A 21,603-nucleotide genomic window follows, 5' to 3' on the forward strand; every position below is an offset into this window, starting at 1 on the left:
GCCTTCGGGGGAGTGGCGTGCAGGCGCCGCTCCCCCGAAGGTTTTTTTTCGCCTGTAGCGCCGGTTTTGATCGGGCGAGCGCAGGCGGCGCCAGGGCCGCTGGCTGCCGGGCTCGCTTTACCGCAAGTCTTGCTCGGGTGGTCTAGAGGGGCGTGCCGTCGACGGCGCGGCGGGTGATGGCGCCGTCGATCCCGACCGCGATCCAGCCGCCGCGCGCCGGGGTGGCGTCGCTCTCCCAGTCGGGCAGCACGTAGCGGCGACGGCTGCCGTGCAGGTGCAGGGCAGGGCGGTGGGTGTGGCCATGGATCAGCACATCGGCGCCGGTGGTGGCGAACACCGTCTCGATCGCTTCAGGCGTGACGTCCATGATGTCGTAGGACTTGGTGGTATGGGCTTCGCGGCTGCCTTCGCGCAGGCCGGCGATGATGGTCTTGCGCTGGGCCAGCGGCATGGCCAGGAACTGCGCCTGCCATGCTCGATTGCGCACCATCTTGCGAAACTCCATGTAGTTCGCGTCCAGCGTGCATTCGGCGTCGCCGTGCACGAGGGCGATGCGCTGGCCTTTGACCTCGACCACGTGCGGCTCGGCCAGCAGCGTCAAGCCCGCGGCCCGTGCAAAATCCGCGCCGACCAGGAAGTCGCGGTTGCCGGCCATCCAGTAGAGTTCGACGCCGGCGTCGGCGAGCGTACGCAGCGCCGCCACCACGCGGGCGTGGAAGGGCGTATCGAGGTCGTCGTCGCCGGCCCAGTATTCGAAGATGTCGCCCAGCAGGTAGAGCTGGCGGGTGTGCGCCGCGTGTTCGTGGAGGAAGCTGAAGAAAGCATCCGCGGTCGCGGCATGCGATTCCTGCAGGTGCAGGTCGGAGATGAAGAGCGCAAGCGTGCGCGCGGGAGTGGACATCGTGGTTCGGCTCCCGCGCGTGCGTGGTTTTACTGTACGACTTCGATTTTCTCGATGATCACCGGTTCGGCCGGCACGTCGGAGTGCATGCCCGAACGCGAGGTCTTGATATTGTTGATCTCGTCGACGACTTCAAGGCCCGAGGTGACCTTGCCGAACACGGCATAGCCCCAGCCGTCCTGGCCCGGGTAGTTCAGGAAGTCGTTGTTCTTGGTGTTGATGAAGAACTGGGCCGATGCCGAGTGCGGCGCCGAGGTGCGGGCCATGGCGATCGTGTACTTGTCGTTCTTCAGGCCGTTCTTGCCTTCGTTCTCGACGGTCGCGTCGGTCGGTTTCTGCTTCATGCCCGGCTCGAAGCCGCCGCCCTGGATCATGAAGTCCTTGATCACGCGGTGGAAGATCGTGTTGCTGAAGTGACCCTTGTTCACGTAGTCCAGGAAGTTGGCAACGGTCTTCGGTGCCTTCTCGGCGTCCAGTTCGACGGTGATGTTGCCCTTGTTGGTGGTCATGAGTACGGAGGTCATTGGGTGTCCTTTTTTGTTGGGATGCGAAATGTGCAACCGTTATTTTACAAGCTTATCGCCAGTGAGGATGGTCGCGGACCGAATCACGATCGGCGTCACCGGCACGTCCTGCATGCCGCGCATGTCGTCGGTGACCACATTCTTGATCTTGTCGACCGTCTCCTGGCCCTTCACCACGCGCCCGAACACGGTGTAACCGTGACCGTCCTGGCCCGGGTAATCGAGGCCGGCATTATCGTTGACGTTGATGAAGAATTGCGAGGTGGCCGAGTTCGGGTCGTTGGTGCGCGCCATCGCCACCGTGTAGGGCTTGTTCGACAGGCCGTTCTTCGCTTCGCTCGGGATGGCTTTCCTCACGCCGGGCTTGTCGACCAGCTTCTCGGTGTAGCCGCCGCCCTGGATCATGAAGTCGTTAATGACGCGGTGGAAGACCGTGCCCTTGTAGAAGCCCGACTTCACGTATTGCAGGAAATTGGCTGTGCTCTTGGGCGCCTTCTCCTGGTCGAGTTCGAGCACGATCTCGCCCATCGTCGTCTTGATCGACACCTGCGGGTGATCGGCCGCCAGGGCGGTGCCGCCCAGGCTGAAGGCACATGCCGCGGCGGCAACATAGGTCAGGAAGGAGCGGCGAATCTGTTTTTGTGCATGCATGGTGCATCTCCTTGGTGGACGTGGCGCAATGCCGTGTCAAGTCTTTTACAGAAAAATAAACCTGAGCCATATGCGGCCAGTCCGGATTTTATCAATGCTATACTTTGTCCAGAACGTCCCATTCTATCAAATAAGAACAACACAGAGGGTCAGGCGATCTCGACGCAAAGATGACTTTCCGGTGCCCGTCCATGCGGCGTAGCGCCTGTCTTCCGTATTGCTATGGGCGTCCGATCCCCTCTCGATTCATCACCACCAATGAGCCAATTAAAGATCTATAACACGCTGGCGCGCGAGAAGCAGGTTTTCGTCCCAATGCAGGCCGGCAAGGTCGGCATGTATGTCTGCGGCATGACCGTCTACGACTACTGCCACGTCGGCCACGCGCGCATGATGATGGCCTTCGACGTCATCTATCGCTGGCTCATGGAATCCGGGTACGAGGTCAAGTACGTGCGCAACATCACGGACATCGAGGACAAGATCATCAAGCGCGCCGCGGAAAACGGCGAAACCATGTCCTCGCTGGTGAACCGCTTCATCCAGTACATGGACGAAGACCTCGCCACGCTGAACATGCTGCCGGCAAGCATCGTGCCGCGTGCCACCGAGCACGTGCCGGGCATGCTGTCGATCATCGAGAAGCTCGAGGCCAAGGGCCTGGCCTACCGCAGCGACGATGGCGACGTGAACTACGCCGTGCGCCAGTTCGAAGGCTACGGCAAGCTGTCGGGCAAGTCGCTCGACGACCTGCGCGCCGGCGAGCGCGTCGACGTCAACACCGGCAAGCGCGATCCGCTCGACTTCGTCCTCTGGAAAGCGGCCAAGGAATCCGAGCCTGACGAAGCGAAATGGGATTCGAAGTGGGGCCGCGGCCGTCCGGGCTGGCACATCGAATGCTCGGCCATGTCCTGCGCCCACCTGGGCGAGCAGTTCGACATCCACGGCGGCGGCCAGGACCTGCAGTTCCCGCACCACGAAAACGAGATCGCCCAGAGCGAAGGCGCCTTCGGCAAGCCGATGGTGAACTACTGGGTCCACAATGGGTTCGTGCGCGTCGATAACGAGAAGATGTCCAAGTCCCTGGGCAACTTCTTCACCATCCGCGACGTCCTCAAGAAATACGACCCGGAAGTGGTGCGCTTCTTCATCGTGCGCTCGCACTACCGCAGCCCGCTGAACTATTCCGACGCCCACATCGACGACGCCAAGGGTGCGCTGACGCGCCTGTACACGGCGCTGGCCGCCGTCGACCTCGGCGACGAGCAGGTGCAGGTGGATTGGGACGAGGCGCATGCCGCGCGTTTCCGCGACGCGATGAACGACGACTTCAACACGCCGCTGGCCGTGGCCGAAATGTTCGACCTGGCCAGCGAAGTCAACCGCAGCAAATCGCTCGCCGCGGCGCGCCAGCTCAAAGCCCTGGCCGGCGTGCTCGGCCTGCTGTACCGCGCGCCGCAGGATTTCCTGCGCGGCGGCAGCGGTGATGGCGGCATGGATGCAAGCGCGATCGACGACCTGATCGCCCAGCGCGCCGCCGCCAAGAAGGCACGCAGCTTTGCCGAGGCCGACCGCATCCGCGCCGAGCTGACGGCGGCCGGCATCATCCTCGAAGACAAGCCGGATGGAACGACGGGTTGGCGTCGCGCATGATGGCAGCGGAAAAGGACAACGGCGGCGCAGCCGGGGACGACGCGCCCGGCCTCGAAGTGCCCGCCTACTGGGCCGAGGCCAGGCTGAACTGATGCGGCGCGACCGCATCATGAAGCGCCTCATCCCCCAGTTCGGCGACATGCACCTGAAAGGGCATCCCGACCCGTTCACCACGCTGGCACGCTCGATCGTCGGCCAGCAGGTCACGCCAAAGGCGGCCGATGCCGCCTGGACCAAGCTCAACGCGGCCCTGCCCAAGTTGACGCCCAGCGGCGTGATCAAGCTGGGCGCCGAGCAGCTGGGCGCCTGCGGCCTCTCGAAACGCAAGACCGAATACATCCTCGACCTGGCCGACCATTTCAAGGCCAAGCGGGTGCACGCCAACCTCTGGTCCGAAATGGACGACGAGGCGGTGATCGCCGAGCTGGTCCGCATTCGCGGCATCACGCGCTGGACAGCCGAGATGTTTTTGATATTTAATCTGTTGAGGCCCAATGTCCTGCCGCTCGACGACGCAGGCTTGATCCAGGGCATCAGCCAGAATTATTTCTCCGGTGAGCCGGTCTCGCGCAGCGATGCACGCGAGGTCGCGGCGAACTGGGAACCCTGGCGCACCGTCGCGACCTGGTACCTGTGGCGCAGCCTCGACCCGGCCGCCGCGACCGCCACGGCGTCCACCGGCACCGCCGGTACGGTAGAATAACGCCTGATCGCCGCAGGCTGCCGCACGCCGCGGCCACAGAACAACCCGGAGGTACAATGACTAAAACAACTTTCCTCAGCTTCGAGCAGCCTATTGCCGAGCTCGATTCGAAGATCGAAGAACTGCGTTTCGTCCAGGACGATTCGGCCGTCGACATCTCGGAAGAAATCGACCGCCTGGCCAAGAAGAGCCAGCAGCTCACCAAGGACATCTACGCCAAGCTGACGCCCTGGCAAGTCTCGCAGATCGCGCGCCACCCCCAGCGTCCGTACACGATGGACTACGTGAACGAGATCTTCACCGACTTCCATGAACTGCGCGGCGACCGCAGCTTCGCCGACGACCAGTCCATCGTCGGCGGCCTGGCACGCTTCAACGGCCAGGCCTGCATGGTCATCGGCCACCAGAAGGGCCGCGACACGAAAGAGCGCGCGATGCGCAACTTCGGCATGCCCCGTCCGGAAGGCTACCGCAAGGCCATGCGCCTGATGAAGCTCGCCGAAAAGTTCAACCTGCCGATCTTCACCTTTGTCGACACCCCGGGCGCTTTCCCAGGCATCGATGCCGAAGAGCGCGGCCAGTCCGAAGCCATCGGCCACAACCTGTACGTCATGGCCGAACTGAAAGTGCCGCTGATCGCCACCATCATCGGTGAAGGCGGCTCCGGCGGCGCGCTGGCGATTGCCGTGGGCGACGCCGTCCTGATGCTGCAGTACGCCACCTACTCGGTCATCTCGCCGGAAGGCTGCGCCTCGATCCTGTGGAAGACCTCGGAGCGTGCATCCGACGCCGCCGACGCCCTCGGCCTGACGGCGCACCGCCTGAAAGCCATCGGCCTGATCGACAAGATCATCAACGAACCGCTCGGCGGCGCCCACCGCGATCCGAAAGGCATGGCGCAGATGCTCAAGCGCGCGCTGGCCGATACCCTGCGCCAGTTCCACGGCATGAAGACCCGCGACCTGCTCGAAGCCCGTCACCAGAAGCTGATGGCCTACGGCAAGTTCAAGGAAACGACGCCGAGCGAAGAGTAAGCGGTAGCAGCCGTACCGAGAAAGTCGTAACGCGTGAGTCGTCCCCAAGCCGGGTCCGTCCCGGCCACCTTCGCGCGCGCCCTCGCGGCGCTGCGCGCGCAATCCTCTCCTTCCTCCATTGCGGTAGTGCAGCGGCGGCCTCGATTCGATGGTCCTGCTGCGGCTGGCCGCCGATTGGTGCCGCGAGCAGGGCGTCGCGCTGCACGTCTTCCACGTTCACCACGGCCTGAGCCCGAACGCCGATGCCTGGCTCGGCCACGTCGAGTCCGGCGCGGCGGCGCTGGCCTCGCCTGCGACCATCGCCGGGTGACGGTGGAGAAGGGCGGCGCCGGCGTCGAAGCCGCGGCGCGCAAGCTGCGCTACCGCGCGCTCGGCGAGATGTGCGCGGCGCACGGCGCCACCGTGCTGCTGACCGCGCATCACCTCGACGACCAGGCCGAGACCGTGCTGCTGCAACTGCTGCGCGGCTCCGGGCCGGCAGGCCTGTCGGGCATGGACGGCGCCAATGCCGCCCCGAGCTGCTCGGCAATCCTGACCTCATCATGGCGCGTCCGCTGCTGCCGCACGCGCGCCCGAGCTCGAAGCCTGTGGACGCCAGCAGGGATTATCTGGGTCGAGGACGAATCGAACCTGGATGCGCGCTACGCCCGCAACGCCTTGCGCCACACCGTGATGCCGGCGCTGGCGCTGGCCTTTCCGGGCTTTCAAGCCCGCTTTGCCCGTAGCGCGGCGCATGCGCAGTCGGCCCAGCGCCTGCTGGACGAGCTCGCCGCCAGGACCTGGTCACCTGCCTGATCGATGACGCGCTCGACGTCGCCCGGCTGCGCGCCATGAGCATCGACCGCGTCCATAACCTGCTGCGCCACTGGTTCAAGCAGCGCGCGCTGGCGATGCCCTCGACCGCATGGCTGGAAGAGATGGTGACGCAGCTGTTGGAAGCGCGCGAGGACGCCCAGCTGCTTGTGACCCATCCGACCTGCCACATCCGGCGCTACCGCGAGCGCCTGTACATCACCCCGAAACTGCCGGCGCTGGCCGGCATGCGCGACCCCGACGACGAGGGCGTCATCGAGAAGCTGGGCGAATCGTTTGTCTGGCGCGGCGAAGCCCGGCTGGCGTTTCCAGCTATGGCGGCGTGCTGCACTTCGAGCCTGCCGGGCAGGGTTTCGAGGCAGCCTGGCTGCGCAGCCAGCGGCTCGTCATCGACTTCCGCAAGGGCGGCGAGCGCCTCAAGCTTGCCGCCAACCGGCCGACGCGCAGCCTGAAGGCGCATTACCAGGCCTGCGACGTGCCAGCCTGGAGCGTATGCGCCTGCCCATCGTCAGCAGCGGACCGGACCTGCTGTACGCGGCCGGCCTCGGCATGGATTGCCGCCATTTCGGCGCGCCAGGCTTAGCGCTGATCGCTCTGCGCTGGGAATCAAGCGAGGCTTGAGGTCCGCCGGCAGCGGGCGTTCGCCCCGCCGCACCGCCACATTGTTGCGGATCGGGAGCCACTCCCGCGCACGCTCGTGCCCGCTAATATCCGAATAGTTTCTATGCGAAAAACGTATTACCTTATTTTCGTTTCGTATAGCTTTTGGAATTTCCTCTCTTGTGATTTTGCGATGCAACATGTTATTGTAGTTGCTCCCTTTTGATCTTCTACAAGCTGGAAAACATCCTGTTATGGCTTTAATTGTCCACAAATACGGTGGTACGTCGATGGGCTCGACGGACCGTATCAAGAACGTTGCGGCCCGCGTCGCCAAGTGGCATGACGCCGGATACAAGATCGTCGTGGTGCCCTCGGCAATGTCGGGCGAAACGAATCGCCTGATCGGCCTGGCGAAGGAAATCATGGCCGAGCCGGACCCGCGCGAACTGGACATGATCGCCTCCACCGGCGAGCAGGTGTCGGTAGGCCTGCTGGCGATGGCGCTGCTGGCCATCGGCAAGGATGCCGTGTCCTATACCGGCTGGCAGGTCGGCATCCGCACCGATTCGTCGTTTACGAAAGCGCGCATCCAGTCGATCGACGACTCGCGCGTGCGCGCCGATCTCGATGCCGGCAAGATCGTCATCATCACCGGTTTCCAGGGCGTGGATGAGCAGGGCAATATCTCGACGCTGGGCCGCGGCGGTTCGGACACCTCGGCCGTGGCAATCGCCGCCGCGCTGAAAGCCGACGAGTGCCTGATCTACACCGACGTCGATGGCGTGTACACGACCGACCCGCGCATCGTGGACGAAGCGCGCCGGCTGGAAAAGATCACTTTTGAAGAAATGCTGGAACTGGCTTCGCTTGGCTCGAAAGTGCTGCAGACTCGCTCGGTCGAGTTCGCGGGGAACTATCAGGTACCGACACGCGTGCTGTCGTCCCTGACCGACCCGCACATGCCGCTGCAAGAAGAAGCCAACTCCGGCACCCTGATTTCGTTTGAGGAAGAAACCAACATGGAACAAGCCGTCATCTCCGGTATCGCCAACCACCGTGATGAAGCCAAGATCACCGTCATGGGCGTGCCGGACAAGCCAGGCGTCGCCTTTCACATCCTGGGCCCGGTATCGGACGCCAACATCGAAGTGGACATGATCATCCAGAACCAGTCGGTCGACGGCAAGACCGACTTCACCTTCACGGTCTCGCGCAACGACTACCAGCGCGCCATGTCGGTGCTCGAAGCCCAGCGCGAACAGCTCGGCTACACCCGCCTGGTCGGCGACGCGAAAGTGTCGAAGGTCTCGGCCGTCGGCGTGGGCATGCGCAGCCATGTCGGCGTCGCCTCGGAAATGTTCCGCACGCTGGCGGAAGAGGGCATCAACATCATGATGATCTCGACTTCCGAGATCAAGATTTCGGTGCTGATCGACGAGAAATACATGGAACTGGCCGTACGCGCCCTGCATAAAGCGTTTGGCCTGGAGAAAGCTTAACTTTTTCCCATATTTTCCGCCGTGCGCCTTGACCAATCCGGCACCGGCGATTAAGATGCTTGCACTCAGCGCTAGCGCAGTCTGCTGGAGTTGATTGGAGACGTGGCCGAGTGGCCGAAGGCACATCCCTGCTAAGGATGCATATGGCTTATACCCGTATCGTGGGTTCGAATCCCACCGTCTCCGCCAGAGTTTCAAAGATAAAAGCCACCGCAAGGTGGCTTTTTTCTTTCCTGCGGCAGTTATTCTACCCGCCAGCCTCATTCCTTCACCGGCGCCCCCAGCGGCAAATAGCCCTCGAGCTGCCTGGTCGAGAAATCGCGCAGGCACACACGGCCGCAACTGGTCGAGGCCTCGTAAGCCCGGATCGAGCCGTTTCCCGTCGGGCTGAGCGAGACGAACAGTCGCACGTGGCTGCCAGGCTTGTTCATCGCATCTCCGGGCCTGAGTTCCGCGTAGGAGGGAAGTGGGCGGGCTACTTCCTTCAGGCGTGCCGTCGTACGGCGTTTGACATTCCAGGTCTGCGAGACAAAGCCCGAGCAGTCGACCCCGGCGGCGCGGCGGTCGACGCAGTCGCCCTTCCTGCACGTACAGATATTGCCCCCTGCATAGCCCTCGGCGGTGCGCTGCATGAACGCGGCGATTGTGATGTAGCCGCCCCAGTTGTAGGGGATACCGGTAACGCGCTTGCCCAGCTGGCCCTCGAGGTAGGCCGGCCTCAACCAGCGCTTGCCGCGGGCGGGTACGCAGGCGGAGACGGCGTCTGGCCGGTAGTTGGCGGAAGTGACCTGCCACTGCGCGGTGCGGTAGGCTTCCGCGGTCGACAGGATGGCGGCGCGGGTCAGGCCGGCGCCGGTCGACTCCCTGGGCCCGGTCGCGCTCGCGGGCGTCACCGCTCGAGCGGATTGGACCCTGCTGGGCGGCGATGCGCCGTATCGTTTCCTCCTGGCGCCGTGCGAACTGCGCGTGCGGGAAGGGGTTGAGCGACCACAGCCGCGTGCGATCGGGGTGCGATTCCATGAAGTACAGCGTGCCCGTGCGCGACAGGGCCAGGTAGCGGTTTGGCACGAGCTCGAGGAATTCGTCGGGAACGTCGTAGCCGCCGTCGAAGCTGCCGTCGCGTGCATAGCGCAATACCCACACCTTCGCCCGGCCCACGCCTTGCTGCTGCGCGAACTGCTCGGCACGCACATAAAAGCGTCCATCCTCATCCGTCCCCAGCAGGGCAACCGAGCCCAGCAGAGCGGGCGCAATGGCGATGGGCAGGCGCGTCATGCGTGGCGGCTCCCCCCTGCGCACTTCCACGCGCACTTTGCCGTCGTCGCCGCGCACGGTGCGGTATTCATCCGGTTGGCCCTCGCCTGACGCGGCGCGCAGCCAGCGCCCGGTGCCGGGTGTGCCGCCGCTGTTTTCCGGGGTGCCGTCGGTCTCGCCGATGCTGTCCTCCAGACCGCGCCGTTCGCCTCGAACATGGCGGTGGCGGCGGCCGCGGGCGCGGAGCTCGCTTCCGTCGACGCTCGGTCGAGCAGCTTGCCGGCGCCCGTGTCGCTGCCCACATACACGGGCTTGTCTTCCAGCACGTACACGGCCCGCCCCTGGCGGACGATGTCTTGCGCCAGGCTGTGTGGACGCAGCGGCGCGGCCAGTTCGGCCTTGCCCGTGGGCGAGACGCGCAGGACGCGGGCGTTGACTGCGTCCAGATCAACACGCCCTCGTTCCCGGACTCGACCAGGCCGGTCGGGCCGACCGCCGGCGCCTCCGGCGTGTGCTGGGTAATGCCCAGCTGCTGCGCACCGCTGCCGCGCGGGAGGTCTTGATCACCGTGCCGCGCGGGTCGCCGGTTGTCGGTGCCGCGGCCGGGGCCGCGCGCGTCGCCAAGGCAGAGCAGGGCGGACAGGAGCCACAGTGAACGGTTCAGTTGGCTTTTCAGGATGATGTTCAGACAATTCATTTGTCGAGCTCCTCGAGTACTTGCTGCATCCGTTTGACATCGACCGCCGTGTTGTAGAACTTCTCGCCCGCAGTCAGGCGCCGGGTGTATTCGCTCATGGTGATATTCGGGAAGCCCTTCACCTGTACACCGACGACGCGGCCGCTCGCGTCGAACAGGGGCGATCCGGAGCTGCCGCCCGCGGTATGGCAGGTATGCCGCAGGTTCGCGGCCGTCGCTTTGTTGTCCACGGCCTGGCAGTCGCGCGACAGCATCATCGGCAGGCCGCCGGGGTGATGGATGAGCTCGACCTTGACGGGCAGGGCCGCATTGACGTCGGCGAAGCGTGCCACGGGCCGCCCGGCCAGCAGGGGCAGGTCGGCAGGGGCGACCCTGAGCACGGTGATGTCCGGTGTCTTGTAGGTTTTCGCATCCAGGCAGCGCAGCGTCACTGGCGGCCTGGTGTCGCTCAGGTAATCGAGCAGGATGTCGACGTCGGCGCACGACTTTCCGCTGCGGCTGAACGCGGACGACGCTTCGATGCAGTGGTGGTTGGTCATGATCTTGCCCGGCGCCACCAGGAAACCAGTGCAGGAAGACATGTCGGAGGTGAACAGGAGCTTGACCACGCCCCGTGCGCGCTGCTGGGCCGGCGCCGCTTTATCCAAGTCGGCAATGCTGGCCCAGGGCTGGTCGACGGCGCCGATCGACAGCGGCCGCGGATCCCTGCCGCTGTCGGTGAAATAGTCGGACAAGGTGAGCCGCAGCGCGCGCGGCCGCGCCGGCGCTTCGACATATGCGCTGACCTCGCTTGCCTGGAAGCGCATGGTGACCAGCGGCCGCTCGGGATCCACGTCCAGCAAGGACAGGCGTTGCAGTTCATTGCCGGCTTCGTCGCGCACTACGATGAATGCGGTCTCCTTGCGGGGATTGCGCAAGCTTGTGAACTTCAGCCGGATGAAGCTGGCGTCGTTTGCCTTGATGGGCGCGCTGCGCCACCACACGGTGCCGCCGTAGTCGCTGTAGGTGGCCGTCAGACCGAGCGGATGGCGCTGTTCGAAGCTCGGTTCGCGGCCGCTCGCCGTCGTGACAGTCGAGGCCAGCATGAACAGGCAGAGCAGCGCGGCAAGGGTTCTTTTCATGGCAGGAGGTCTCCATCGCAGCCTTTGGTGAAGGAACAAGCCGTGTAGTCCTCGACATCGGCTACGGCCACCTTGGGCAGGCCGGTGAACGAAATGTAGGTGTCGCTGAACATCGCTGCGCTGTAGCGCTTGAGGACCTTGTTCTTGCGCACCACAACCCAGAAGCGCTGCTCTCCGTTCGGCAGCCTGGTGGCCTGCAGGCGCTTCACGTCGCGCATGACCAGCGACAGGCCGTTGACCGTGTTGCCCTGTTCGTCGAGGGCATAGGAAATGTTCACCGAGGTGCTCGGGCTGGCGTCGCCACGCAGTATGCAATTGCCCCTCGGGCAGGTGCCGGGACGCAGGCGCAGCACATCCTGGCTGAAATCGAGTGCCCTGGCAAAGTCGATCCGGCCAAAGCGCATCTTGCTCTCGAGCCCGTCGATGAAGGTGGATGTGAAGAGGATCCGGTGCTTGATCCGCCTGGCGTCGATCTTGGCCGTATCGCGCTCGACGCGCTCGAACAGGAGGGCCGCCAGGGCGGACACGTAGGGCGCGGCGAACGAGGTGCCGGCGTAGCGGGCGTAGCCGCCCCCGAACACGGCGCCGGTGGTATCGCCCACCGCCGCGACGTCGAACTGGATGCCGGAATTGGAAGAGCCGAGCAGCCTGCGCCCGCCGGCATCGAGAGCAACGACACTGATGACCGCATTCGCACCCTCGCCCTCGTTCGACCAGCATGCCGGTATGACCCGGCATGCGACGCCCTGTTTGTTGAAGTCGGTTCCTTCGTTGCCCGCCGCGGCCACGAACACGACCCGGTGGCCATAGCCTTCGACCGGCGAGATCACATGGGCCAGCTGGGTCTTGATGCCGTCCTCCTTCGCTTCATAGGCCTGGCTGATATTGACGACGCGCACGTCAGGCATGCCGATCTTGTCGGCCTCGGTCACGAACAGGTCCTTGTTGAGGTTATCCCCCACATGCTCGACCTGCCAGATCACGGCATCGGGCGCGGCACCGACGACGAAAGGCGGCGTGCTCTTGCCGACGATCAGGCTCGAGACAAAGGTCGCGTGATCGAAGGCGTCGCTCAGAAAATTGCGCAAGCTGCCGCACGTGGGCGAGGACGGTACCTTGCCCATTTTCGATACATCGATCGGCAGGGGCGTGTAGAGGACGATGGCGCTCTGGCCGCCGCGCTTGAACACACAGTGCGCTTTGTCGGCATAGCCATCCCAGACCCCGACGCCAAGGGGCTTATTTGGCATCACGCGCTGCGGGCCGCGCACGTAGTTCATTACCTGCAAGGGGTTGGGCGCAGGGCCCGCGCCGCTGCCGCTGCCGCTGGGCGCGCGGACGGCGGGGCACTCTGCTGCTTCAGGTGGATGGGCACGGTGGCGCGCATGTCGGAGCTCAAGCCGGACAAGCCGTTGCGCGCGCGAATGGCGTCGACGACAGTGTTGAAGACGTTTTCGATTTCCTTGCGTCTGGCGGGGTTGTCGCGGATGTGGATCTGGATCGACTTCGCCGGGAGCATCATGGTGGTCACGCCGTCCCGCAGTTCCGGCTTGCCGCCGGGATTGAGCCGTTCGATGACGCGCTTGCACCGGGCATCGAAGACGTCGCATCCGCGCAGGTCCCTGGTGACCTTCAGGGGAATGTTGTCGAGCTCGGGGTTCGCGACCACGCGCTTGCCGGCCAGGTAGGACTTGATCGGCACCTCGGGCAGGCAGATGATGTAGCGTGGCAGGCTGGCGTCGTCGCAGCTGAACTCCTCCGGCGAGACCGTGGTCGACCAGGGCAGCTTCTGCATGCGCCAGCTTGCCCGGCCCTTGACGACGGAACAGATGTGGCCGTTGCGCCTGCACAGCGATAGGCTCAACAGGTCGGTGACGACGCCTTTGGGCCAGCCGAGTTCAGCCTCGATGAGTTCGGCGGGATTCTTCGCCGACTTGTTGAGGAAAGCCTCCATGCGCAACAGGCCGCGGTCCACCAGTGCGCCGGTCACTTCCGCGGTGTTCTGCTCGAGGTTGCCACCCTCGAAACGCAGGTTCAGGCGATCGTCGTCGTGGGACGGACCCTGGGCCAGGGCGCCCAGCTGCAGCACAACCGGGGCGAGGGCGGCGCAGGCCCGGCGCCAGCCGCCTCCACCGAACCCGGAACGACGCGTCGACATACGAGCCACCTCGCCGTTGGCCGTTAACGATGGACCTTGATGGAAATGCTGCCGCCGGCCACGGGCCGGTCCGGGGAACGGAAGGCAGGCCGCCGCCGTTGCGTTCCGGCGTTTCTTCGGTTCCCGAACCGGCACCGCCTGCGCCGGCATTGCGCAGGCTGGCCACGAGTGCCGCCAGCTTCGCCTCGCCGCGCTCGACGATCGGCGCCAGTACGCGCTTGATCCGGTCCCTGTCTTCCGGCGACAGCGGCTTGAGCTTGCCATCGCTGCCGACGAACAGCGCCAGCCCCTGCAGGTTCTTCGCCAGCAGCGCCTGCTCCGCCGGGGTGGGTGCGCCCAACACCAGCCAGTAGATCAGGGCGACCTGTTCGGTTGTCACGGTCGGCTCGCCGATGGCACGGGCGATTGCAAAGCGGTCGGCGGCCGACAGCAGTTCCTCGCCCGTGGTCGAGGCGACAAACCTGGCGGTGCCGACCGACTCGTTGACCAGGCGGCGGATCGTTTGTACCTCGCACAGCTTGTCGTAGTCGCGCAGGATGCCGACCGCCGCGCCATAGCTCATCGCCGTCACCGGCGGCATGGCCGCGCGATAGGTAGTTTGGGCACCCTCGACCAGGTCCTGGATGCCGCTGATGTCGGGCGAAAACAGGAACACGTCCGCATAGGATTCGGTCGAGGCGCTGCCAAACGAGAACATGCTGGACGTAATCGCAATCGCCTTTGCGGAGACCCCGGTCACGCCTTGCAGGCCCGCGACCAGGCCGCCGGTCAGGCCCAGCTCCTTGCGGCCGAAGGCATAGCGCTGCGCGGCCAGGCCAAGGTTGCGGAAATACGCCTTGCACCCGATATCGGCCATGGCCATGCCGGTCTCGATGAAATTGCGCACGACGGTCGCATCCGAACGAGCCGCCTGCGGGGCGGACAGCGCCGCGTTGATGTCTTTCAGGGAGCTGTCGAAGGAGCGCTGCAGTTCGGCCACGGTGCTGGCCGAGATCGTTTCCGCCGGAGGCTGGATCGATGCGCACCCGGGCAAGAACATGAGGGGAAATCCGAACAGGATGGAACAAACGAACCGGTCGCCACGGAGTTTCATCACGCTTCCTTTGCCTCTGGTTGCGTTTCCCGGCTGGCGCCGGGGGCGCAACGCAGCTTGAGCCATCGATGCCGCACTGGCGCTGCTGGCAGGCCGAAGCGGTCCCACAGTCTGTATGCAGTCGAACTGGAAGTACTGGATGCGAAATCCAGTCTAATGTAAATACGGTAAAATTGTAGGACTGCGCCGACAAAATTTCGTCAAGATGTTGTTATTTCGACGTCACTGCCGGTCGCTCCCAAGGACTGCCGGGCGCGGGCGCTGGGAACGGCAAAGGCGCCGGAGATGTACAGGAAGGGCGCGAGCTCAGCGCGGACGGTGCTGGCGCCCGCTCGTCCGCATGCGGCTGGCGCGCCCCGGCAACGGGCGCGCCTGGGCCACCGCGAGATCGGTGGTCAGGCGGTGCAGCGACAGCAGATCGGCGCAGGCGGCCATCGCTGTGCGGCCGAGTTCGGCATCGCCGGCCTCGACGCGGGTTTCGATCGCGTGCAGCGCGCCGAGCAGGAAGGCGTTGTCGGCGCGCCGCGCCTGCAGGCAGTCCAGGCCCAGCATCTCGATAACGGCTTCCTCATGCGCCAGCTCGGCCTCGATGATGGCGACCACCCCCGCGAAGCCGCGCACGAATGCCGCCTCCGGTTGCTGGAAGAGCCCGTGCAGGCGCGCGAACAGCAGCTTGCGTGCACGGCGCAAGGCATGGGCGGCGACATGGGGCGCCGCGGGCATGTGCGGCGAAGGCATCTGGCAGACATGAACCGGCGTGGATCGGAAAGTTTGCGTCGGTCGGTGCAGGCACCTTTGATCTAGATCAAAGGTGCCTGTCGCCAGCAGCGCTCGCCCGCGTGTTCAGGCAAGCGTGGGCGCATCGCGAAACGGGCGCGCATCGATGGGGATGTCGATCAGGAAGGTGGTGCCGCGCTCGCGCGCACTGTCGAGCGCGATGCTGCCGCCATGGCTCTCGGCCACGCCGCGCACATATGGCAGGCCGATGCCCCAGCCTTTCTGCTCGCCGGCCCGGGCCGACTGGGCACGGCGGAACATCTGGAAAATCGATTCCTGGTCCTCGACCGGAATCGGGTTGCCTTCATTGTGGACCGACAGCAGCAGGCGCTCGTCGACGGACCGGACCCTGATGCGGATGGTGGTTCCCGGACTGCCGTATTTCACCGCATTGCCGACCATGTTCTCGAGCGCGCGCTTGAGCGCCGGGCGCGACCACCAGCCGAGCACCGGTTCGCCGTCCGTTTCGATGTGGTGATCGCGGGTGAGGGCGGCATCGCGGCACACTTCGCTCACGACCTCGCCGATGTCGAAGCGTGTCAGCTCCAGCTCGGGGCGTCCGTTACCGTGGAACAGCATCGAGTCGAGCAATTCGCGGATCAGGCCATCGGCGCGCCGGATGTTGCTCAGTACCTTGTCGGCGAATTCGCTGGTCCGCGCGGGGTCGGCGTTGCGTACGATGAGTTCGGCGGCCAGCGCGGCGGCATTGAGCGGATTGCGCAGGTCGTGCGTCAGCGCCGCGAGGAAGCGCTCGCGCAGGGCGCTGTGCACCGGGTGAAGGCGTTGACCGCATCCTGATGCCGCCATCGATCGCGTGGTGGATGGCCGCGGTTTCCCTGAGCGTCAGCGTGGCGCCGTCCTCCTGCAGCACCTCGAGGATGACACTGCGCAGGATCTGGTATTCGCCGATCAGCGCCTCGTGGTCGTAGGCGGACAGGCGTGCGCGCTCGCCGCCATGTTCGGCCGCGATCGTGGCGCCCGCCACCGCGTCCGCGCGCGGATAGCCGGGCGTCACCGCCTCGCAGATGTTGTCGTAGAAGGCCGGCAGCGTATCGACCAGTACCGGATGGCGCAGCGCATCGGCTTCCCCGATGGCGGCGCGCACGCGCTCTTCCCAGCGGGCGAACACCCGGTCGCGCAGTGCGAGCATGCGGCGGGAAGTGGGAGCAAGGTCTTGCTGGTCGGGTTTCTGGTCGCTGGCGAAAGTCATCGATTGGGCAGGACGCCGCCACCTTGCCGGTGGCGCATCTGTTTGATAATTATTGGAAAATTTACCACGGTGCGGCCGGAAGGCGGCGCCCGCCCTGCAGTGTGCGCCCGCCATGGGCAAGCAGCGGGGCCATGCCGGTGCCGGCAGGTACGCATGCCGGGATCGGGACGTGCATTCTTGCTGCTTGTCAACGCCAAGGGCCGGCCGCGATGGGAGCATGGATTTCGGTCCCGGACGCGTGGAGGAGAAATGGATGAGCTGCTACGGTATTTCGAGGAGGAGCTCGGCGTGTTTGGCGGCTACGCGCGCGAGTTCCGCAAGCGCTTCCCGAAGCCGGCAAGCGACCTGCACCTGGCCGGCGAAAGCTACGAAGACCCGAGCGTCGCGCGCCTGATCCAGTCGGTGGCGCTCCTGAGCGCGCGCATTCACAAGCGCCTCGACGACGACTACCCGAAGTTCACCGAGTCGCTGCTCGAGAGCCTGTATCCCCATTACCTGCGCCCGTTGCCCTCCTATTCGGTGGCGCAGCTGCTGGCCCCTGGCGCGGACGCTTTCTCGCTCATCGCGCGGGGAACTTCGCTGCGCAGTCATCCGGTGGGGGGCACGGTCTGCCAGTTCCGTACCGTCTATCCGGTGCTGGCGGGCCCGCTGCGCATCGTGCAGGCGTCCTTCAGCGTCCATGGTGGCGCGGCCGGGGCGCGTCTGCCTCGTGGCGCGAACGCCTTCATCGCCGTCGGCTTCGAGATGAAAGGTTCGCTGCGCGAACTGTGCGCGCGCGGCCTGGCGCCGATACGCGTGTTCGTCGAGGGCGACCCGTCGCTGCGCGCGGTCCTGGTCGACACCCTGTGCATGCGCGCCAGCCAGGCCTGGGTGCAAGGCGCGGACGGGCCATGGCTGGCGCTCGATGCGGTACCGCTGCGGCTGGCGGGGTTCGGCCAGGACGAGGCACTGCTGCCATTGCCGCAGCGCTCGCATCCGGCCTTCGGCCTGCTGACCGAATACTTCAGCTATCCCGAAAAATTCAACTTCATCGACATCGACCTGGAACAGGCGGCGCACCTGCTGGCGCCCGGCTGCACGCGCTTCACCGTGCACCTGGCGCTGTCCGGACTGCCCCTCGATTCCGACGCGGCGCGCATGCTGTCGGCGCTGTCGCCTGCCAACCTGCTGCTGGGCTGCACGCCGGTGGTGAACCTGTTCCGCAAGGGCGGCGACCCGATCCAGCTGTCGCATACGCGCGCCGAGTACCCGCTGGCGGCCGATGCGGCGCACGCGGCAGCCTTCGACATCCACAGCATCGACCGGGTTTCCCGGTGCGCGAACTGCGCGGCGCCAGCATCACGACCGAGTTTGCGCCGCTCTACGCGCTGCGCCATGGCCAGGGAGGCGATCACGGCCACTTCTGGGTCGCCCGGCGCGACGAGGCGCTGGCCGGGGTCAGTCCCGGCCACGAGATGCGCCTGGCCCTGCTGGACGCGGATTTCAATCCGGGCGATGCGGCCGGCGCCACCATATCGACCGAGCTGACCTGTACCAACCGCGACCTGCCTTCACAGCTGGCCCACGGCCTGCCCGGCGGCGACCTGGTGGCCGAGGCCGCCTCGGGCAGCCTGCCGCTGCGCCTGTTGCGCAGGCCGACGCCGAGCTACCGTTTCGGCAGCGGCCACGGCGCGCACTGGCGCCTGATTGCCCACCTGTCGCTGAACCACGCGGGCTTGAGCACGGCGAGCCTGCCGGAGCTGCAGCGCATGCTCGCGCTCTACGACCTGGCCCGCTCGCCCGTCGCACGCCGGCAGATCGCCGGCATCGGGGCACTGGAACACGGCACCGTGCGCGCCTGGTTGCCTACCCGTCCCGTGGCATCACTGATGCCGGGCGTGGGGATCCGCATGCGCGTCGACGAACGCGCTTTCGTGGGCAGCGGCCTGTACGTGTTTGCCCAGGTAATGGACCGCTATTTCGGCCTGAACCGGCAGCTGAACTGTTTCAGCCGGCTCCAGATCGTCTCGAGCCAGACTGGAGAGGAGATCCTCGCATGCGCCCCGCGCACCGGCGAAACGCTGCGGCCGTGATCGAGCGCCTGCTCGCCGCGCCCCACGAGTTCGAATTCGTGCAGGCCGTGCGCGTGCTGCTGGCCTGGCTGGCGCGGCAAGGCGTGGCGCCCGAGGCCGCCTTGCGCGAGCACCTGCGCTTCGAAAACAGCCTGCGCCTGGGGCTTTCCGCCGGCGCAGATCGAGGCCCCCGGTATGCGAGTCCGGGACCAGCCTCGTTGGTGTGGACGATGCTGGCGAGCCGGCGCCGCCGCGCCTGCGCATGACGCCTGCCTTCATGGGCCTGCTGGGCACCTGGGGGCAGCCTGCCGGCCCATGTAACCGAGCGCATCGCTGCCTGGCAGGCCGGGCACGATGACGAGGCGCCGCGCGCCTTTCTCGACATGCTGTCGGGGCGCATGCTGGCGCTCTTTACGAGGCCTGGTTCAAGCATCGCATCGAACTGGCGCCTGCGGGCGGCGCGGAGCGCCTGCGGCCCTTGCTGCTGGCACTGGCGGGATTCCCGGACGACAGCCGCGCCCTGGCCGGCAGCGTGCCCGCGCCGGAGGCCGGTGAGGTCGCCGCGCCCGCGGTACCCGCCGACCTGGTGGCGCACTTCGCCGGCCTGCTGCAGGGACGCCCCGTGTCGGGTGTGGTGCTCGAGCGGGTGCTGGCGAGTTACTTCGGGGTCGCCATCGCACTCGAGGAAGCCGTGGGCCACTGGAGCCGACTGCTGCCGGCGGAACAAAGCGCTGGGGACACACGCGCTGCTGGGCCAGGACACCGCGCTCGGCGAGCGCAGCTGGCGTCCCGACCTGCGCGCGCGCCTGCGCATCGGCCCCTTGCGGCGTGCCGCATTCGAGCGCTTCCTGCCCAGCGGCGAGTCGGCCGCGACGCTGCGGGCGATCCTGCGGGTGCTGGCGCCGCCTTGCGTCGAATTCGAAGTGCAGCTGGTGCTGTGCCGGAGCAGCGTCGGCCCCAGCTTCCTTGGCGCTGGCGGGGACGCGCCGCGTCTCGGCCGCGACAGCTTCCTCCTCACCGGCGCGGTGGCCTGCGACCGCGCCGACATGCGCTACGTCATCGCGCCGATGGCCGCGCTCGCGCCCTGAGCGGACGGCAGCAAGGCAGCAGGGCCGCCCGGTGAAGCGGCGGCCCCGCTATCGGCCACCGTGCCGGCGGCCATGGCGCTACTGCCCCTACTTCAGGATCAGGTTCGCAAAGTTGATCGACTCGCCGATGAAGGCGACCGCACATCCTTCCGCCGGATACTCGAAGTCGAAAGCGACCTTGCCCGCGGTGTCCACGCCGATCAGCTTGGTGACGGTTCGGCCGGCGGCGACCGAGTAGGTGACGAGGAAGTGGCCGGGCGCGCTTTCATAGACGCTCGAACAGATGTCGGAAAAAATCGCCGGTGTCGGCGAATAGGCCCAGGTCTCGGCGGCCGTGCGCGCCGTTTCATCGATGGTGTAGCGCGAAGGCGTGCTGTAGTCGCGCGTGACGCCCGGCGCGGTACCCGGCGGCTGGTTGGCGCTGCCCAGCCCGTTATTGAACAGCAGCAGCTCGCCGTTCGATGCCATCGACAGCGCGTGCTGCCCGACCGGCGGCTTGCCCGCCTTGAGCTTGAGCGCCAGTGCGCGTAGCGAAGGGTAGTCGACATACCAGTGCTTGCTGGTGTCGCCCAGCAGCCACTTGATGCGCCCGCTGGCGTAATCGAGCTTGACGACGAAGTTTTCGCGGCTGGAGATCAGGAGCGAATCGTCGGCCGGGACATAGACCGCCGAATTCATGTGGAACCAGTCGACGCCGTCGCGCACGAAATTCGACGGATCGTCGCCGCCGGCCTGCATGGTCGAACGGAAGATGGCGTTCAGGTCCCATTCCTTCAGTACCTCGCCGCCCGGGCCGACCTCGGCCAGGATGGACTCGATCTTCCGAATGCCGCCATCCTGCGCGTCGACTTCGGCGAGAAGCCCAAACTTGCCCAGCGCGAGGTCGTGGTGGAAGTTGGTATAGCGCGCGGATGCGAGCCGGGCGGAGGTGTAGGTGCCGTCGAGCCTCAAGCGGAAGAGCTCGGGCGCCGTCTGGCTACCGACGTAGAAGGAATCGGGCTTGAACACCGAGCTCAGGGAGTCGCCCGCGCGCGCGCCGAGCCAGCGCAGGTTGCCGTCGGTGTCGAGCACGGCTGGCGTGGCGAGGCCGTTCTGCAGCATCATGTAGTCGAAGCCAGGCACGGCTGTCGCGCTGCGCGCGGTGCGCACCTGGGGTGTACTGTAGCGCGCCCCCGGTCCCGTGTACGCGGGCGTGGCCACCGCCACCTGCAGGGCGTGGGTGGAATTGTCGTGGAAGGTGGCGGTGATGGAAACGGCGTTCTGGTACCCGGCGTACAGGCCGAACACGGCAAAGGCGAGCCGCTTGTCCGCCGGGCGCCAGGCGCCGTTGCGTTCGAGCCAGGCGCGGGTGTAGGTGACGGCGACCGGCTTCGAGAACGTTCCCGGCTTGGGCGCCACGGTGAATGCAATCCGGTCGAGGTCGTCGAAGTCCTTCATTTTCAGGGCGACGTTGGCGATGAACGGTGTCGGGCCGGCGCTTTGTTCGGCAAGGCCGACTTCGGCCTCTTCGGCCTGGTCTTCATCGAACTTGCTGCAGGCGCTGGCCAGCAGGCAGGCGCCCAAGACCATACAATGGCGCAAATGATGGCGAATAACGGGCTTCATGCATCCTCCAGGTTGACGGCATACGGATGGGTTATCTCTTCGATTTCCGCGGCCTGGCCGCGTTCCCCTGGCCGGCTCGCGATAGCGAATGGCGCAAGAAACCCGGCTGTCTGGCTTGACCTTCCCATCGTGGGAAGGACCAGGCTGGATGGATCGCAAGGAGATTAC

General features: G+C 65.9%; 19 protein-coding genes, 1 tRNA gene and 5 pseudogenes. 13 read left to right on the forward strand and 12 right to left on the reverse strand.

Annotated features, from left to right (window positions below; translation table 11 throughout):
* Nucleotides 1-142: 142 nt before the first annotated feature.
* Genes G4G28_RS10205 through G4G28_RS10215 form a run of 3 tightly spaced genes read right to left on the reverse strand, consistent with a single transcriptional unit; the run spans nucleotide 143 to nucleotide 2,076 of the window.
* Nucleotides 143-901, reverse strand: coding sequence for a UDP-2,3-diacylglucosamine diphosphatase (locus G4G28_RS10205; protein WP_182988193.1), 759 nt, complete (start codon nucleotides 899-901; stop codon nucleotides 143-145).
* Nucleotides 902-930: 29 nt separating this feature from the next.
* On the reverse strand, nucleotides 931-1,425 hold the full coding sequence (locus G4G28_RS10210) for a peptidylprolyl isomerase (RefSeq protein WP_182988194.1): 495 nt from the start codon (nucleotides 1,423-1,425) through the stop codon (nucleotides 931-933).
* Nucleotides 1,426-1,464: 39 nt separating this feature from the next.
* Complete coding sequence (locus tag G4G28_RS10215) at nucleotides 1,465-2,076, reverse strand: peptidylprolyl isomerase (protein WP_182988195.1); 612 nt, start codon at nucleotides 2,074-2,076, stop codon at nucleotides 1,465-1,467.
* A gap of 258 nt (nucleotides 2,077-2,334) precedes the next feature.
* Here G4G28_RS10215 and cysS point away from each other — a divergent pair, with 258 nt between their 5' ends.
* From cysS to G4G28_RS10245, 8 genes and pseudogenes are all read left to right on the forward strand, one after another.
* Nucleotides 2,335-3,729: a cysteine--tRNA ligase gene (cysS, locus tag G4G28_RS10220; protein WP_183108318.1), complete on the forward strand. Its 1,395-nt coding sequence runs from the start codon at nucleotides 2,335-2,337 to the stop codon at nucleotides 3,727-3,729.
* Nucleotides 3,729-4,432, forward strand: a pseudogene (locus G4G28_RS10225) (DNA-3-methyladenine glycosylase). Before cysS ends, G4G28_RS10225 begins: the two are co-directional and overlap by 1 nt.
* Nucleotides 4,433-4,488: 56 nt before the next feature.
* Nucleotides 4,489-5,466, forward strand: coding sequence for an acetyl-CoA carboxylase carboxyltransferase subunit alpha (locus tag G4G28_RS10230; protein ID WP_182988196.1), 978 nt, complete (start codon nucleotides 4,489-4,491; stop codon nucleotides 5,464-5,466).
* Between the two features lie 148 nt (nucleotides 5,467-5,614).
* Nucleotides 5,615-6,261: pseudogene (tilS, locus tag G4G28_RS25710) on the forward strand (tRNA lysidine(34) synthetase TilS).
* Nucleotides 6,262-6,296: 35 nt separating this feature from the next.
* Complete coding sequence (locus G4G28_RS25715; protein ID WP_229507991.1) at nucleotides 6,297-6,731, forward strand: TilS substrate-binding domain-containing protein; 435 nt, start codon at nucleotides 6,297-6,299, stop codon at nucleotides 6,729-6,731.
* Nucleotides 6,668-6,862, forward strand: coding sequence for a tRNA lysidine(34) synthetase TilS (gene tilS, locus G4G28_RS25720; protein WP_229508071.1), 195 nt, complete (start codon nucleotides 6,668-6,670; stop codon nucleotides 6,860-6,862). Before G4G28_RS25715 ends, tilS (G4G28_RS25720) begins: the two co-directional genes overlap by 64 nt.
* Nucleotides 6,863-7,133: 271 nt before the next feature.
* A complete protein-coding gene (locus G4G28_RS10240; RefSeq protein ID WP_182988197.1) occupies nucleotides 7,134-8,381 on the forward strand; it encodes an aspartate kinase in 1,248 nt (415 codons plus the stop codon).
* Between the two features lie 96 nt (nucleotides 8,382-8,477).
* Nucleotides 8,478-8,570: transfer RNA gene (locus G4G28_RS10245), tRNA-Ser, on the forward strand.
* Between the two features lie 71 nt (nucleotides 8,571-8,641).
* Here G4G28_RS10245 and G4G28_RS10250 read toward each other — a convergent pair.
* Complete coding sequence (locus tag G4G28_RS10250; RefSeq protein WP_183108319.1) at nucleotides 8,642-9,274, reverse strand: hypothetical protein; 633 nt, start codon at nucleotides 9,272-9,274, stop codon at nucleotides 8,642-8,644.
* A gap of 268 nt (nucleotides 9,275-9,542) precedes the next feature.
* Between G4G28_RS10250 and G4G28_RS10255 the strand changes: the two genes are divergently transcribed.
* The gene (locus G4G28_RS10255; RefSeq protein WP_183108320.1) at nucleotides 9,543-9,746 is read left to right on the forward strand and encodes a hypothetical protein; all 204 of its coding nucleotides are present in this window, start codon (nucleotides 9,543-9,545) and stop codon (nucleotides 9,744-9,746) included.
* 582 nt (nucleotides 9,747-10,328) lie between these two features.
* Here G4G28_RS10255 and G4G28_RS10260 read toward each other — a convergent pair.
* The 7 genes and pseudogenes from G4G28_RS10260 to G4G28_RS28975 form a co-directional block, all read right to left on the reverse strand.
* Complete coding sequence (locus G4G28_RS10260) at nucleotides 10,329-11,453, reverse strand: serine protease (protein ID WP_182988199.1); 1,125 nt, start codon at nucleotides 11,451-11,453, stop codon at nucleotides 10,329-10,331.
* Nucleotides 11,450-12,703, reverse strand: coding sequence for a S8/S53 family peptidase (locus G4G28_RS10265; RefSeq protein ID WP_183108321.1), 1,254 nt, complete (start codon nucleotides 12,701-12,703; stop codon nucleotides 11,450-11,452). Before G4G28_RS10265 ends, G4G28_RS10260 begins: the two co-directional genes overlap by 4 nt.
* A gap of 29 nt (nucleotides 12,704-12,732) precedes the next feature.
* Complete coding sequence (locus G4G28_RS10270; RefSeq protein ID WP_183108322.1) at nucleotides 12,733-13,407, reverse strand: hypothetical protein; 675 nt, start codon at nucleotides 13,405-13,407, stop codon at nucleotides 12,733-12,735.
* Nucleotides 13,352-14,650: a hypothetical protein gene (locus G4G28_RS10275; protein WP_183108323.1), complete on the reverse strand. Its 1,299-nt coding sequence runs from the start codon at nucleotides 14,648-14,650 to the stop codon at nucleotides 13,352-13,354. The genes G4G28_RS10270 and G4G28_RS10275 overlap by 56 nt, the downstream gene beginning before the upstream one ends.
* A gap of 360 nt (nucleotides 14,651-15,010) precedes the next feature.
* Entirely contained in the window at nucleotides 15,011-15,442 is a 432-nt protein-coding gene (locus G4G28_RS10280) for a hypothetical protein (RefSeq protein ID WP_210283290.1), read from the reverse strand.
* Between the two features lie 105 nt (nucleotides 15,443-15,547).
* Nucleotides 15,548-16,072, reverse strand: a complete 525-nt coding sequence (locus G4G28_RS10285; protein WP_183108324.1) for a sensor histidine kinase KdpD — start codon at nucleotides 16,070-16,072, stop codon at nucleotides 15,548-15,550.
* Between the two features lie 51 nt (nucleotides 16,073-16,123).
* Nucleotides 16,124-16,288: pseudogene (locus G4G28_RS28975) on the reverse strand (histidine kinase dimerization/phospho-acceptor domain-containing protein); the annotation flags it as partial.
* Nucleotides 16,289-16,940: 652 nt separating this feature from the next.
* On the opposite strand from G4G28_RS28975, the pseudogene tssF reads away from it, so the two are divergent.
* The 4 genes and pseudogenes from tssF to tssG form a co-directional block, all read left to right on the forward strand.
* A pseudogene (gene tssF, locus G4G28_RS27450) lies at nucleotides 16,941-17,951 on the forward strand (type VI secretion system baseplate subunit TssF); the annotation flags it as partial.
* Nucleotides 17,952-18,004: 53 nt separating this feature from the next.
* Entirely contained in the window at nucleotides 18,005-18,763 is a 759-nt protein-coding gene (locus tag G4G28_RS27455; protein ID WP_267875275.1) for a type VI secretion system baseplate subunit TssF, read from the forward strand.
* A complete protein-coding gene (locus G4G28_RS10300; RefSeq protein WP_210283291.1) occupies nucleotides 18,760-19,008 on the forward strand; it encodes a hypothetical protein in 249 nt (82 codons plus the stop codon). The genes G4G28_RS27455 and G4G28_RS10300 overlap by 4 nt, the downstream gene beginning before the upstream one ends.
* Nucleotides 19,009-19,071: 63 nt before the next feature.
* Nucleotides 19,072-19,830, forward strand: a pseudogene (tssG, locus tag G4G28_RS10305) (type VI secretion system baseplate subunit TssG).
* An 87-nt stretch (nucleotides 19,831-19,917) separates the two neighbouring features.
* Here the strand turns inward: tssG and G4G28_RS10310 are convergent.
* The gene (locus G4G28_RS10310) at nucleotides 19,918-21,399 is read right to left on the reverse strand and encodes an aryl-sulfate sulfotransferase (RefSeq protein WP_182988204.1); all 1,482 of its coding nucleotides are present in this window, start codon (nucleotides 21,397-21,399) and stop codon (nucleotides 19,918-19,920) included.
* Nucleotides 21,400-21,603 lie beyond the last annotated feature (204 nt).

It is taken from the genome of Massilia sp. Dwa41.01b (assembly GCF_014171775.1).
In the GTDB taxonomy this organism is placed as follows: domain Bacteria; phylum Pseudomonadota; class Gammaproteobacteria; order Burkholderiales; family Burkholderiaceae_D; genus Telluria.

Coding starts and splice junctions, on each gene's coding strand:
- G4G28_RS25715 (WP_229507991.1), top strand. CDS start 6,297: ATGAGCATCGACCGCGTCCATAACCTGCTGCGCCACTGGTTCAAGCAG.
- G4G28_RS10275 (WP_183108323.1), bottom strand. CDS start 14,650: ATGTTCTTGCCCGGGTGCGCATCGATCCAGCCTCCGGCGGAAACGATC.
- G4G28_RS10205 (WP_182988193.1), bottom strand. CDS start 901: ATGTCCACTCCCGCGCGCACGCTTGCGCTCTTCATCTCCGACCTGCAC.
- G4G28_RS10280 (WP_210283290.1), bottom strand. CDS start 15,442: ATGCCTTCGCCGCACATGCCCGCGGCGCCCCATGTCGCCGCCCATGCC.
- G4G28_RS10310 (WP_182988204.1), bottom strand. CDS start 21,399: ATGGTCTTGGGCGCCTGCCTGCTGGCCAGCGCCTGCAGCAAGTTCGAT.
- G4G28_RS10265 (WP_183108321.1), bottom strand. CDS start 12,703: ATGCCAAATAAGCCCCTTGGCGTCGGGGTCTGGGATGGCTATGCCGAC.
- G4G28_RS10240 (WP_182988197.1), top strand. CDS start 7,134: ATGGCTTTAATTGTCCACAAATACGGTGGTACGTCGATGGGCTCGACG.
- G4G28_RS10260 (WP_182988199.1), bottom strand. CDS start 11,453: ATGAAAAGAACCCTTGCCGCGCTGCTCTGCCTGTTCATGCTGGCCTCG.
- G4G28_RS10210 (WP_182988194.1), bottom strand. CDS start 1,425: ATGACCTCCGTACTCATGACCACCAACAAGGGCAACATCACCGTCGAA.
- G4G28_RS10270 (WP_183108322.1), bottom strand. CDS start 13,407: ATGGAGGCTTTCCTCAACAAGTCGGCGAAGAATCCCGCCGAACTCATC.
- cysS (WP_183108318.1), top strand. CDS start 2,335: ATGAGCCAATTAAAGATCTATAACACGCTGGCGCGCGAGAAGCAGGTT.
- G4G28_RS10215 (WP_182988195.1), bottom strand. CDS start 2,076: ATGCATGCACAAAAACAGATTCGCCGCTCCTTCCTGACCTATGTTGCC.
- G4G28_RS10230 (WP_182988196.1), top strand. CDS start 4,489: ATGACTAAAACAACTTTCCTCAGCTTCGAGCAGCCTATTGCCGAGCTC.